We start from the raw sequence: 13,514 nt of genomic DNA, 5'->3' as shown, positions 1-13,514 counted from the left end.
GCCAACCGAATGGCCTGCTGCCTGGAGCTAGCCGAAAAGCAGGTTCCTAACTTTCGCTCACAGGGTTAGCCGCCAACCAGCCCTCTGAACACGACCCAACGGACTGACTGCTTCCCGGGTGCGCACGTTGTTGTCCATTGGGCTGCAGAACAGCGGACATTTTTGGTCTTATGCAGCCCAGATGCACGCGGTGTGAAATCATAACGGTAAATTGTGGTCGTATTCGCGCATTCCTCTCAATTACTCTATTAATCAGGCGATGATAACGCCAAAATATTCCTTTATTTCCGCCAAACCTTTGTATTTCAGCTCAATAAGTCCGTTGATTCCCGTTATTTCGCATATCTAATACGCATGAAAGTGCTGTACCACCGTACACCCCCTCTGCCTTCCTCCTCACTTACAATGTAAAATGCTTCCCTTCCACATTGAGCCGATATGCACGAATGCGCTTTTCGCCCGAGGCCGGGAGAAGCCAGCCTTTCTCGACCAGCTGCGCCAGCCACTTCCTTGCTGTCTTCACATCTACTCCCATGTAGTCACTTAGGTCAAGCGGTTTGAGAGGACGACCCGCCTTAAGCGCATACCGGATGATCTCCTTCTCCCTCCAGTCTGCATTTAGCGCCTGATGTCCTTCTCCGTACCATCTCCCTACAAATTGCTGAAGCTTCTGCTGGCAGAAGCGCGGATACTCCTTGATATCGTCATAAGCGAACCGCAGCACTTTCCAGCCATCGATAATCAGATCATTTTGCCGCCTGTTATGGTCCACGAACTGCCAACGGCTAATGTTCCTCCAATGCGGGCCAAATCCGTCCAGCTCAATCGCAAGCATTAGGCCGGAGCGCACGTAGGCGAAGTCAATAAAGCGGAATCCGTCCTTGAAGTCCGTCACTTCAAACTCCGGATACAAATGATGGAAATGCCCAAATGCCGGCCACCACACATTTTCCAAAAACAGTTGTTCCGCATGGCCGTGACCTTCACGCAGCCTTCTTGCAGCTTCCCCTTTACGCTTCTGCAAGTGGTCCGAAATAAATTGTTCATACGCTTCCCGGAATGCCATCCACTCCACTCTCCTTTTTCCTTCTATGAAAATAAAAAACGCCGCCTGCTACGGAAATCTCCGTAATCAAGCGGCGTGTGCTTCACGACCGAACTCATGCATTCACTGTAACACATCCGCATCGCATCCGACAAGACTCCATTTGCCCTGCTCCCGATTCTCCCGCAGGACAGACTCTGAACCGCAACCTCGCCATCACAGTCTGCAACATGATGTGCAATAGCGGAACAAACTGGTCTTGTCTCCCCAGACTGGTCGTCCCGCGAATGAATAGCGGAAATCCGTGGACTTATTGGCTGACTTGGTCGGACAGATCGGCTTAGACCCGCCCAGTAAGACCATAATTTCCCGCTAAATGAGCCGTTTCAGCAGCCAGTTACCCAATAAGACCATTGATTTCCCTTCATTGCTCCCCAGCCTAATCGCACCGTGCACACGAGCATGCACGACAGGCCCGCCCCGAACTCGCCCGATGAACCGTCAGCCCACTCCTCCTAACTTACCCGGCACTTCCAGCGCTGCTTGAAAGCCGACTTCGCCGCAATCCCGAACATACCCCTGACGTCGTTGAATATACATGAAGAAAAAGCAGAGGTGAGGTGGCAGCCATGGATAAGCACTTGTTTATCGTCTCCCGGGAAGACTGGTCGCTGCACCGCAAAGGCTACGAGGACCAAAGTCGCCACCATCAGAAGGTGCGTGAAGCGATGAAACAGCAAATGCCGGATCTAATTAGCGATGAGAGCATCATCCTGAACAATGGCAAGCAAATTGTGAAAATCCCGATCCGCAGTTTGGACGAATACCGCTTTCGATACAATTACCGCAAGAGCAAGCACGTTGGCCAAGGGGATGGAGATAGCCAGGTGGGCGATGTGCTGGGCCGCGAACCGCAGGCCGCGAACAAGCCGGGCAAAGGAGAAAGCGCAGGCGACCAGCCCGGGGAGGACGTGTATGAAGCGGAGGTCGATTTGGAGGAAGTCGAGGAAATGCTGTTTGAGGAGCTCGAGCTGCCGCGGCTGAAACAAAAGGACGAGCAGAAAATCACCGTGACCGACATACGCTTCAACGACATTCGCAAAAAAGGCATCCAATCCAACATCGACAAAAAGCGCACCATACTGGAAACCTTGCGGCGCAATGCGGTTAACGGTATCAAGGGCATCCAGGGCATCACGCCGGAGGATTTGCGCTATAAGACATGGGAGGAGGTGCAAACGCCCCGCTCGAACGCAGTCATCATCGCGATGATGGATACGTCCGGCTCGATGGGGCATTTCGAGAAATACATCGCCCGCAGCTTCTTCTTCTGGATGACCCGCTTCCTGCGGCGCAAGTATGAGAAGGTCGATATCGTCTTTATCGCCCACCATACCGAAGCCAAGGAAGTGACCGAGGAGGACTTCTTCAATCGCGGAGAAAGCGGCGGAACGATATGCAGCTCCGCCTACGAGACCGCCCTGGACATTATCGACCAGCGGTATCCGCCGACGCAGTACAACCTGTATCCGTTCCACTTTTCCGATGGCGACAACCTGACCAGCGACAACGAAAAGTGCGTGAAGCTGATCGAGAAGCTGCTGGAACGCAGCAACATGTTCGGCTATGGCGAAGTGAATCAGTACAATCGCAGCAGCACGCTTATGTCTGCTTATCGGCATATTACCCATCCGCGCTTCCAGCATTGTGTCATTCGCGAGAAAGGCGAAGTGTATAAAGCGCTCAAGACCTTCTTCGGCAAGCAAGAACCGGCGACGACGTAATGCTCCTGCCGTAATCCGATTAGTTCATTCAATACGTGCTGTGCCCGCTCCTCACAAACAGTCTCTGCCTCAATATGCTGCCACAAGAAAAAGCGTAAACCTGTGCAATTCGTTTTACGAATCTGATCCAGTATGGGACATTTCTTGTCTGCGGGTAGAAAGTTGTGGCGGGTAAATTCCTGCCACATCGTATCGTTTTGCCCCCAGTGCAGCACACATGCGGAAGGCAGCGCGTTGCAGGGGTCGCTTCCTGCAGAGAGAAGTCCCACAAGGAGGGAATGCGGTTGAGAACAGAAGAACTGGAGGCCTTGGAGAAGGCGATTGAAGAGATTATGCAGATCGCAGACGGCTTCGGGCTCGACTACTATCCAATGCGCTATGAAATTTGTCCGGCGGACATCATCTATACGTTCGGCGCTTACGGCATGCCGACCCGCTTCAGCCACTGGAGCTTCGGCAAGACCTTCCATAAGATGAAGACGCAATACGACCTGGGCCTGAGCAAGATTTACGAGCTGGTCATCAACTCGAATCCTTGCTATGCCTTCCTGCTGGACGGCAACTCGCTCATCCAGAACAAGCTGATTGCCGCGCATGTGCTGGCTCACTGTGACTTTTTCAAGAACAATGCCCGCTTCTCTCGCACGAATCGTGATATGGTCGAGAGCATGTCCGCCAGCGCGGCGCGCATTCGCCAATACGAGCTCGAATATGGTTCAGCCAAGGTGGAGATGTTCATCGACGCCGTGCTCGGCATTCAGGAGCATATCGATCCTAGTCTAACGAAGACCTTCAACAGCTACCGGCAGAAGCAGTCGCTGTTGGAACGGCGCAAAAAGCCGAACCGCCTTCAGCGCAAAGGACCTTATGACGATTTGTGGGAATTGGAAAAACAGGAATCGGAACGCACGGATACAGACGGCAAGCAAACGAACCAAACACAGGGGAGCCCTGCCGACAAACGCCAGGCCGATTCAGCCAACGAGAAATCACCCTTCCCCCCGGAACCGGAAAAAGACGTCATGTGGTTTATTGAAGAATACTCCCCCATACTGGAGGACTGGCAGCGCGATATCATGACGATGCTTCGCGAAGAAATGCTGTATTTCTGGCCGCAGATTGAGACCAAAATCATGAACGAGGGATGGGCCTCCTATTGGCATCAGCGCATTGTGCGCGAGCTGGATCTGACACCGGAGGAAACGATTGAATACGCCAAGCTGAACGCCTCCGTCGTGCAGCCTTCACGCCATACGCTGAATCCGTATTACCTGGGCTTGAAAATATTCGAGGATATTGAAAAGCGTTATGGACGGGAGAAGATGTTCGATGTCCGCGAGTTCGACTCGGATCTTTCCTTCCTGCGCAATTACTTGACCAAGGAACTAGTCGAGGAACTGGACCTGTACATTTTTGAGAAGCAAGGGGCTGAATGGAAAATAACTGAAAAAGGCTGGGAAAAGGTCCGGGACCAGCTGGTCGAATCCAAGGTTAACGGCGGGTTCCCTGTACTGCATGTAACCGACGGCGATGCGGGCGGCAACGGCGGATTGTATATCACGCATGCCTATGAGGGGATTGAGCTCGATCTGAAATATTTGGAGAAAACCCTTCCTTACGTGCATCAGCTGTGGGGCAAATCGGTTCATCTGGAAACCGTCGTCGAGCAGAAAAAAGTGGTCTTCACCTACGATGGGACGAAGCAGCATCGGCGTTTTCTCTAAGCAACCAGAAGCAAGAGCCGTTGCCCGAAAGCATACGGCTCTTGACCTTTGGTCAATACTTCTGCAACTGGCGGCTGCGGCCCGAGGCAGGCAGCTCAATCTCCACAGTGGTTCCGCGATCCGGCTCGCTCCAAATGCGGAAGGTGCCTTGATGGGCGTCAATGATCCTGCGGCTAATCATCAGACCTAGCCCGGTGCCGTCAGCCTTCGTCGTGAAGAATGGCTCCCCGATCCGTTCCATCATATCAGCCGGGATGCCCGGTCCATGATCCTGCACTTGAATACTCAAGGCCTCGGTCCCCTTCTTTTTGACAGTAATGCGAATGTCGCCCCCTTGCGGCATCGCTTCGATCGCATTTTTGATTACATTCAGCAGCACCTGTTTCAACTGATTTTCATCACAGTAAATAATTGGCAAATTCTCATCGTAATCCTTAACCAAGTTGACGTTGGCGAGAATAGCTTGCGTTTCCAGCACCGAAATCACGCTTCGCAAAATCTCCTTCACATTCTTGTCGCTGTATTGGATCAAGTGCGGCTTGGCCAAGGTCATGAATTCATTCACAATCAAATTGATGCGATCAAGCTCTTCCTGCATAATATCGATGAAATTCGACTCGCGATCACGCAGTTTGCTTTTCAGCAGCTGGGTAAATCCCTTCAGCGACGTCAACGGGTTGCGAATTTCATGGGCAACGCCGGCAGCCAGCTGTCCGACGACAGACAGCTTCTCCGACTGGATCAGCAGATCCTCCTCCTTCTTCCGTTCGGTGATGTCACGAAGCACTGTCAGAATAACGGAGTTGCCATTGTAGGAATGAATGCGGATGCTCGAAGCCTCCACCTCTATCCACTCGCCGGTTGCACAATAGATCTTTTTTTCCACGAAGGCAGAGGCAGCGTCTGTTTGCATAACCTGCTCCATGCTGATACGGGTTTCCTCATGATAATCAGGATGCAGCAAGTCGAAGTAGTATTGGCCAATCAGCTTCCCTTCCGAATCGGCCCTTGTCAGCTCCACCGCCGACTTGTTCGCATAAATGATCATCCCGTCCGCAATGACGAGAATCGCTTCGGGCAAGTATTTGAGCAGCCGCTGATAGCGCTTGGCATTTTCCCTTAACAGCTCCTCCGCTTGCTTCTTGTAGGTAATATCCTGGACTGTGCCCAGAACCGCCGGCCTTCCCCTATAAGTGATTGCCGAGCAGCTTCCTTCCAGGTGTATGGTTTGTTGATTTTTCTTGACACCTACAGTCTGATATTCGTATACCACATCCTGATCCATGGCATGCACGGTTTGCTCCAGCCGGCTCGCGCATTCTTTCTGAATAATTGCATCCGCCGCTGTGGAATGGACAAATTCTTCAGCAGCGTAACCGAACATGTTGGCCAAATAAGGGTTGACATACACCAACTCGCCATCCTGGTACAAATACACGCCGACTAAAGCCCGTTCAATCAGATTGCGGTAGAGCACCTCGGTCTCATGAAGAGTCTCCAGCGTTTTCATAAATTCTGCTTGCACATCCACAGCGACACCAGGATCGCGATTCCGCTCAGGACTCCCTGTCCCGTTCTGCTCCCCGTCTAGCTTCCAGCACGATTCGGGCGCACGACTCCTGGACTCCAGCAGCTCTGTCTTGTCATGAACTTGGACTAGCAAGCCGCAAGGAATGCAGCGTTCATCGATAAGCAGGGAAAAGGACACTTGCGCATAAATGATTTTGCCTGAATGGTGGACAAGCTGTTTCTCCATAATCAATTTGTGATCAGGGCTATCCTCAATCTCCCGGAGAGATGGAATGCATGTCCCCCTCCCCTCATCATGAGCGAGCTGAGAAAAATTCAGATGCAGCAGCTCCTCCTCCCGGTAACCGAACAATTCGCAAAACGCCGGATTCACCTTCTTCATCAACCCGGTCAATTCCAGACAGGCTATTCCTAATGGTGAATGCTCAAATAATACCGTATCCGCATTAAGCATGGTCTTCGACATCTCCCGCACTTGTATTGGACACATTTCGGATGGAAGCGCTTTTATGAAAGCATGAAAAAACCGCCTGTCTAATTCATGGGCGGCATACTCCATCGACTATGTCGTTTCGGTAGCCCAACCGCCATAGAATGCATATTCTTTAGGCTTGTGGCTTTGCGTCCTTACCTTTCGATAAGTTTGCCGTTTCGACTGATTGGATGTGAAGAATAGTCCAACAGACCTACATGATTAGTATAACGGCTTCATGGGTTAATTTTCAAGTTTGTATCAAATATCCATTAATCTCTCTCTCAAATGCAACGTTCTTCGGTGTCATGGACATGGTTCATTCCGATTGATAGTTGGGAAAATATAGAATTTTTAGACAGCAACACCTGGGATTCCTATAGATTAAAAAAAGGAGAATGAATGACGGCTCCTGCTGTTCCATTATTGCTCTCCATGCATAATTTGGTCATATCAGGGAGTCAAATGAAGTTGGCTCTGTCATTCTTCTGAGAAGGTGGTGATCCAGCATTGTCGATTGGTGACCGCATAATAAACGGAGGTTTTGAAACAGGCTCGCTTTCACCGTGGATTGGGGCGTATGTTTCCATAAGCACACAGCAGGCCCATTCCGGCTATTACGCCGCGCTGCTCGAGGGAGGAGAGCCGAACGCGTATCTATACCAATTCGTTCCGGTCAGCCCCGGGGAACAGTTTGAGTTTTCAGCTTTCATATCAAGCGCATCGAGTGGATCCAGTCCCCTCATTTCATTTTCCGTTATCTATTACGACGATGCCTATCGTTATCTCGGTTATGGCATGACTTCTTACATTCCTGGAGGAGAACTGCCGGATGCTCAAACGAACAGTTGGAGGGAATTGTCTCAGACAACCTCCCCTGCACCTGTAGGTACTGCTCTTGCTCTTGACATTCTAAACAAGCTACCGCAAGCCGACAGCCCAGCTGTTCTCGTTGACGATGTTGCGCTTTTGTACACAGGTCCAATCGGCCCCACCGGGCCGACGGGCGCGACTGGACCAATCGGTGCTACCGGGCCAACGGGTGCTACCGGACCAACCGGCGACACGGGGCCGACGGGTGTCACGGGGCCAACTGGAGCGACCGGACCAATCGGTGCTACCGGGCCAACCGGAGCGACTGGACCAACGGGCGACACGGGGCCAACGGGCGCGACCGGGCCAACAGGAGCGACTGGACCAATCGGTGCTACCGGGCCAACAGGCGACACGGGGCCAACTGGAGCGACCGGACCAATCGGTGCTACCGGGCCAGCTGGTGCCACCGGACCAACGGGCGTCACTGGACCAACCGGCGCGACCGGGCCAACGGGCGACACTGGGCCAACGGGTGCCACCGGACCAACTGGGGCGACTGGACCTACCGGACCGACTGGGGGTACCGGGCCGACGGGCGCTGCTGGACTAACGGGAGCCACGGGGCCAACGGGCGCGACCGGGCCAACCGGAGCTACCGGACCAATCGGTGCGACCGGGCCAACCGGAGCGACTGGACCAACGGGCGCTGCTGGACCGACGGGGCCAACAGCAGCTTCCCCTGCGCTGACATTCACCGAAGTTCCAGGACCGATTGCTCTTACGTTGCCGCCTAACAGCACAGAAGTAATTCTGGCCACGATCACTATTCCGGGTACCGGCACGCAGAACTTCAAAATCGATTGGAGTGTGTCCATTGATGTTCTAACAACAGCCAACTTCAGCGTAATTGCTGTAACCCGCCTCTACAGGGACAACGTGCTCATTGACCAGAGAGCCGTGCAGAGAGTTATCACAGCTGCGGGAACGCAGAGATTTCCAATTAGCAGCACACATGCAGAATCCGTCACACCCACTGGTACTGTCACTTATCAACTGCGCGCACAAGTCACTTCTGCAATCAGTGTGACCTCTGCACAAGTGATTAACATTTCATTGAACGCCATCCATTTTCCACTCTGATCTGAAGAAAGGTTTAGCCTCGATGAAACAAAGGAGGAGAACATGGTAACGGTTAGTTTATGCATGATTGTGAAAAATGAAGAAGATACTCTGTCCAGATGTCTGGATACGATAGCCGACCTCGTAGATGAGATTAATATCGTCGATACCGGTTCTACTGACAGCACAGTGGAAATTGCCCGCCAATATACAGATCGCGTCATTACTATGCATGGAATGACAGCTTCGCCGATGCGCGCAATGCTTCCTTTCAATACGCAACCCAAGACTATATCCTCTATCTGGACGCAGACGACGTCATGCTGGAAGCGGATCGGGAGAAATTCCGGCAGTTGAAGACAACATTATCCCCCGCCGTTGATTCGGTATCAATGTACTACGATGCAGGGACCGATGAATATGGAAATGTCACCCTTCGCTATCGCCGCAATCGGTTAGTCAAGCGGAGCAGACAGTACAAATGGCAGGGAGACTGTCATGTATACTTGAATGTGACCGGGGGCCAAGTCCTGCTCTCCGATATCGCGGTTACCCACAAAAAAGTAAGGCATTCCGCAGGACGAGCGTTGAGCATTTATGCCAAACGGATCGAGCGCGGGGACACTTTTACTCCAAGAGACTTTTTCTACTACGGCAACGAATTAAAGGAAAACGGCAAGTACCAAGAAGCCATCGCCAGTTACGAGCGTAACTTGTCATTGCCCAACGGATGGATAGAAGATAAAATCTTTGCCTGCATCAACATGTCTGACTGCTACCGGAGCCTGAGAAATTATAATCAAGCGCTGGCTGCGTTATGGAGAAGCTTTCACCATAGCAAGCCAAAACCAGAAGCCTTATCGCGGCTCGGCTATTTATTCTATCTGCAGCGTCAGTACGCAACCGCTATATACTGGTATGACTTGGCGACCCGTCACGAGCCGGATGCCAGTCAGTGGAGCTTTTCCTATCCTGCGTATTCCACTTGGTATCCACACCTGCACATGGGCATTTGTTATTACAATTTAGGAGATTATGAGAAGGCCTACGCCCACAATGAGCAAGCTAGAACATTCCGACCTGGAGACAGGCACATCTTGCACAACAAAGCGGTGTATGAACGAAAGCTCGGTGAAATAAACTCCACCGCTTAACGACGGCGAATGGAAATTTGCTCGCATGCATTGGTTTCCAACATGGATGTTCGCATAATCATTCCCGATTTATACGCTTTAACGGGGGCACGCTGTAACATTTGGGCAGTCACCCTCCCTGCTGCCAACTTTCTGCCGCCATCTCCTGCCTACGGATGAAGCATGTGATAGAATGGAAACGACGAATCAGACAGACAAAGGAGCATGAGGGCATGATGATGAAAGCATTGATTCTGACAAAGCCGGGTGCACTGGATACACTAGAAGCAGGCGAGCTGCCGATCCCTGAGCCAGCGCCGGGAGAAATTCGGGTGCGGGTTCATGCGGCGGGACTCAATCCGATTGACTATAAGCTTGTGCCGAACGGCCTTCCAGCCTGGACGTACCCGTTCGTCTCGGGCGTGGATGCTGCCGGCGTCGTCGACGCTGTCGGCGAAGGGGTAACGACATGGAAAATCGGGGATCGTGTTGTCTATCACGGCAATTTCACCAAGCAGGGCACTTTCGCCGAATACCATATTACTACCGCACATACTGCAGCAGCTCTTCCGGAGGATATCTCCTTCGAGGATGCGGCCGCTTTCCCTTGCGCCGGCCTTACGGCGTACCAGGCCATCCAGCGGAAAATGCGTATCGGACCAGGGATGTCGGTATTGATCCATGCCGGCGCAGGAGGTGTCGGCGGCTATGCGATCCAGATCGCCAAAGCGCTCGGCGCCTCACAAATAGTGGCCACCGCCTCTCCTGCCAACTTCGATCTTGTGCGAAAGCTCGGCGCGCATGAGGTCATTGATTACAATACGGAGAATGTCCGCGAACGAGTCATGGCGCTAACAGAAGGCAGAGGTGTAGACGGCATTCTGAACTCGCTCAATCGGGCAACCGCACAGGCGGATATGGATATGCTGGCATTCGGCGGACAGCTTGCCTGCATCGCCGGCGCACCCGAGAATGTCGCCGATTTCCAGCCGTCCTTCAAGACTTTTACAGTGCATAAGCTGATGCTGGGCGGCGCTCATCTCTCCGGCGATCGCAGAGCCGAGGAAGACCTGGCGACGATGGCCCAGGAATTCATGCAGCTGATGCGCGCAGGCAAGATTGACGCCATGGTCAGCGAGATCATAGCGCTGGAAGACATTCCGAAGGGACTTGCCCGCTTGGCGGAGCGACATGTAAGAGGCAAGATCGTAGCCCGCATCACTCAGGCGTAAGGCAATAAAAAATCCGGATACACCGTGCAATTACGGTTTATCCGGATTTTTATTGTGCACATCGCTGTTACCCCGCTTCCTTCAGCCTCACCTTCAGCCAATCGGTGCGGTAGAAGCGAAGCATCACGCTGGTTCCAAACACCATCAAGTACGCATATAGCGCAAGCCATGCGCCTATGCTTCCCCACTCGAATACGTAAATGTTCAGATACGCCAGCGGAACGAACACGAAGAAGCCCATAATGAACGAGATGCGCAACAGGAAAGACGTGTCGCCAATTCCGCGCAGTCCCCCGGCATAGAAATTCAATAGACCGTCAAACAACTGCAAAAACGCCGATATCATAATCAGGAAACCTGCCGTCTCCGCGACTTGCTTGTTGTCGGTGTAGATGGAAGCAATGGACCCGCTGAAGAAAAATTCCACGGTGCCTATGACAAGCAAAAACATGCTTCCCACGATCATCGTGTCTGTGCCGTATCGCCTTGCCAGGAACGGATTCCCTCGCCCGATTGCCTGTCCGACCAATATCGTTGCCGTAGAGCCAAAGGCGAAGGCCGGCATGAAGCCAAGCGACATTACGCTTAGCGCGATCTCATTCGCAGCCAGCGCCTCCTCTCCCAAGGATGCCACAAACACGGTGAAGATCAGCATCGATGCGCTAAGCGAAAATTCCTGGATGCCCAGCTTCCCGCTTTCCTGCAGCAGCAGCTTCGATTCCTTAGGATTAAGCCGGGTCGGCCTGCGCGTACCAAACTTTCGATTGTATGGACCGTAGAACATGATTACGCAGCCGAGGAAGCCTACCGCCTCTCCAAGCAAGAAGGCGATGCCCGCTCCAGTCAATCCCCATTCCGGGAAGCCCCAGTGCCCATAAGTCAGGGTATACGTGAAAAAGATCATCACAATATTGCCAAACAGCGATGTCATCATCGGTGTTACGGTATCGCCAACGCCACGGAAAAAACCATGGAATACAAAATTCATCAAGCCGAACGACAGCGCATAAAACCGCAGCTCCATGTACGCGCTGCCATCTATCAGATTTTTCGAGCCTTCGCCGCCGATCAGCCGCAATATTTCGGGACTGAACCAGAGGCCGACTGCAAATACGAGCGCAGCAAAAAATACGCATGTGTAAAGAGCCACATACGTGCGCTCCATCCCCCGCTTCATATTGCCTTCCCCGTAGTTTTGCGCCACCAGATAATTGACAGAATGCCCGAATCCGGAAAAAATCGCCCAAGCATTATAAATGACGATATTGGTCACGCCGACCACGGCTATTGCCAGAGGGCCCAGCTGCCCGACCATAATCAGGCTGATGGTTCCGCTCAGCGTTGCAGATGCAAACGAAACGACAGACGGCACGGCAAGCCGCAAAATCATACCCCAGTTTTTCCACATTGTTGTGTTCCTGCCTTTATGTTGTTGTCAAATATCTCTTCCATTTTGCTCTATTGTCTGATGCAAGTCAATTCTATCTTTTGTCCCGCAATGATATAATGGAGGCAATATAGAGAGGGAGGGAACCCTTAGACCATGTCAAACAAGTCCAACAAGCAACCGCGCGCCAAGCGCTGGCTGGCAATCGCGGCGATCCTGGTCCTGCTGCCCGCAGCGGGCTGTGCGGCAACAGGCGACAAGCAACCGGGGGCGGATACGCCTGCCATCGCCAATGAACAGTCGGATGGGAAGCAAGGCACCGCCAACGGCAACGAGCATCATGCTGGAGATGAGGCCGTGGCTGTTTCGCTGGGGATGGAGCAGGTGGCGCTGGCTCCCGGCGAGTCGTTCGAACTGCACAGCGTCCTTGCGGACGATACGCTGACCGTCAGCTATCATTCTCCGGACACCGGAATCGTCGCCATCGATGAATCCGGCAATCTGACCGTCTCGTCCAATGCCGTAACCGGCGATCGGGCAGTCATCACTGTCCAGGCAGGACAAGCTCAGGCAGAGCTCACCGTAACGGTCAAAACCAAGCTTTCCGAAACGGCAATCCAAGGGGATGATGGCTTCCTGATCGTGACGAATCCAACTGCTTTCGATGTCGTGGTCAATAAGCAGCGCAGGCTGCCTGACGGATATTATCCGGATGATCTCGTCGTGCCGAACGTGCCGTTCTCATTCTCCGGAGAAAGCGAGAAGAAGAAGCTGCGCAAACAGGCAGCCGAAGCACTGGAGCAGCTGTTCGCGCAGGCCGAAGAGGACGGCATTGCCTTGCGCGCAGTGTCCGGCTTCCGCGCCTTCGGGACCCAGCAAGCGATTTTCCAATCCAATGTCCAGCGCCAGGGCGAGGAGGAAGCAAGAAGATACAGCGCTTATCCAGGCACGAGCGAGCACCAGACCGGCTTGGCCATGGATGTTTCCAGCCCCTCTGTTAACAATGCCCTGGAAGACACGCTTGGCGCCACTGAAGAAGGAAAGTGGCTGGCGGAAAATGCCGCCGCATACGGATTTATTATCCGGTATCCGGAAGGCAAGGAGCATATTACGGGTTATGCCTATGAGCCGTGGCATCTCCGTTATGTAGGCAAGCAGGTTGCCCAGCAAATTCACGAACAGGCCCTTACGCTTGAAGAATACTTTGAAGCTGACCGACCGAACAATTTGTGAACAAATGGGTCGTCTACAACCAGTAAAGGCGTATCACCC

8 protein-coding genes, 1 pseudogene and 1 riboswitch are annotated in these 13,514 nt (G+C 52.8%); of the genes and pseudogenes, 6 read left to right on the top strand and 3 right to left on the bottom strand.

The window, feature by feature from the left end:
* Window positions 1–400: 400 nt before the first annotated feature.
* Window positions 401–1,066 carry a helix-turn-helix domain-containing protein gene (locus tag XYCOK13_RS17605; protein WP_213413553.1) on the bottom strand — a complete coding sequence of 222 codons (666 nt, stop codon included), beginning with the start codon at window positions 1,064–1,066 and terminating at the stop codon, window positions 401–403.
* Window positions 1,067–1,674: 608 nt separating this feature from the next.
* Between XYCOK13_RS17605 and yhbH the strand changes: the two genes are divergently transcribed.
* Window positions 1,675–2,829, top strand: a complete 1,155-nt coding sequence (yhbH, locus tag XYCOK13_RS17600) for a sporulation protein YhbH (RefSeq protein WP_213413552.1) — start codon at window positions 1,675–1,677, stop codon at window positions 2,827–2,829.
* A 332-nt stretch (window positions 2,830–3,161) separates the two neighbouring features.
* Complete coding sequence (locus tag XYCOK13_RS17595) at window positions 3,162–4,553, top strand: SpoVR family protein (RefSeq protein ID WP_373314441.1); 1,392 nt, start codon at window positions 3,162–3,164, stop codon at window positions 4,551–4,553.
* A gap of 52 nt (window positions 4,554–4,605) precedes the next feature.
* Here XYCOK13_RS17595 and XYCOK13_RS17590 read toward each other — a convergent pair whose 3' ends face one another.
* Window positions 4,606–6,537 carry a PAS domain S-box protein gene (locus XYCOK13_RS17590; protein WP_213413550.1) on the bottom strand — a complete coding sequence of 644 codons (1,932 nt, stop codon included), beginning with the start codon at window positions 6,535–6,537 and terminating at the stop codon, window positions 4,606–4,608.
* 117 nt (window positions 6,538–6,654) lie between these two features.
* A riboswitch (cyclic di-GMP riboswitch) is annotated at window positions 6,655–6,741 on the bottom strand.
* A gap of 324 nt (window positions 6,742–7,065) precedes the next feature.
* Between XYCOK13_RS17590 and XYCOK13_RS17585 the strand changes: the two genes are divergently transcribed.
* The 3 genes and pseudogenes from XYCOK13_RS17585 (at window position 7,066) to XYCOK13_RS17575 (ending at window position 10,855) form a co-directional block, all read left to right on the top strand.
* Window positions 7,066–8,511 (top strand): NTTRR-F1 domain, encoded by a 1,446-nt coding sequence (locus XYCOK13_RS17585; RefSeq protein ID WP_213413549.1) that lies wholly within the window; start codon window positions 7,066–7,068, stop codon window positions 8,509–8,511.
* Between the two features lie 42 nt (window positions 8,512–8,553).
* A pseudogene (locus XYCOK13_RS17580) lies at window positions 8,554–9,644 on the top strand (glycosyltransferase).
* A 212-nt stretch (window positions 9,645–9,856) separates the two neighbouring features.
* Window positions 9,857–10,855 carry a zinc-binding dehydrogenase gene (locus XYCOK13_RS17575; protein WP_244865235.1) on the top strand — a complete coding sequence of 333 codons (999 nt, stop codon included), beginning with the start codon at window positions 9,857–9,859 and terminating at the stop codon, window positions 10,853–10,855.
* Between the two features lie 67 nt (window positions 10,856–10,922).
* On the opposite strand, the gene XYCOK13_RS17570 is transcribed toward XYCOK13_RS17575, so the two are convergent.
* Window positions 10,923–12,263 carry an MATE family efflux transporter gene (locus tag XYCOK13_RS17570; protein WP_213413548.1) on the bottom strand — a complete coding sequence of 447 codons (1,341 nt, stop codon included), beginning with the start codon at window positions 12,261–12,263 and terminating at the stop codon, window positions 10,923–10,925.
* Between the two features lie 135 nt (window positions 12,264–12,398).
* Here XYCOK13_RS17570 and XYCOK13_RS17565 point away from each other — a divergent pair, with 135 nt between their 5' ends.
* Window positions 12,399–13,475, top strand: a complete 1,077-nt coding sequence (locus XYCOK13_RS17565) for a M15 family metallopeptidase (RefSeq protein ID WP_244865234.1) — start codon at window positions 12,399–12,401, stop codon at window positions 13,473–13,475.
* Window positions 13,476–13,514: the final 39 nt, after the last annotated feature.

This window comes from Xylanibacillus composti, from assembly GCF_018403685.1.
Lineage (GTDB): Bacteria > Bacillota > Bacilli > Paenibacillales > K13 > Xylanibacillus > Xylanibacillus composti.
This window is presented reverse-complemented; position numbering and strand designations above follow the sequence as displayed.

Bases quoted from the DNA above. Each gene is read 5' to 3' on its own strand.
- yhbH (WP_213413552.1), top strand. From the start codon at position 1,675: ATGGATAAGCACTTGTTTATCGTCTCCCGGGAAGACTGGTCGCTGCAC.
- XYCOK13_RS17565 (WP_244865234.1), top strand. From the start codon at position 12,399: ATGTCAAACAAGTCCAACAAGCAACCGCGCGCCAAGCGCTGGCTGGCA.
- XYCOK13_RS17570 (WP_213413548.1), bottom strand. From the start codon at position 12,263: ATGTGGAAAAACTGGGGTATGATTTTGCGGCTTGCCGTGCCGTCTGTC.
- XYCOK13_RS17605 (WP_213413553.1), bottom strand. From the start codon at position 1,066: ATGGCATTCCGGGAAGCGTATGAACAATTTATTTCGGACCACTTGCAG.
- XYCOK13_RS17595 (WP_373314441.1), top strand. From the start codon at position 3,162: ATGCAGATCGCAGACGGCTTCGGGCTCGACTACTATCCAATGCGCTAT.
- XYCOK13_RS17590 (WP_213413550.1), bottom strand. From the start codon at position 6,537: ATGCTTAATGCGGATACGGTATTATTTGAGCATTCACCATTAGGAATA.
- XYCOK13_RS17575 (WP_244865235.1), top strand. From the start codon at position 9,857: ATGATGATGAAAGCATTGATTCTGACAAAGCCGGGTGCACTGGATACA.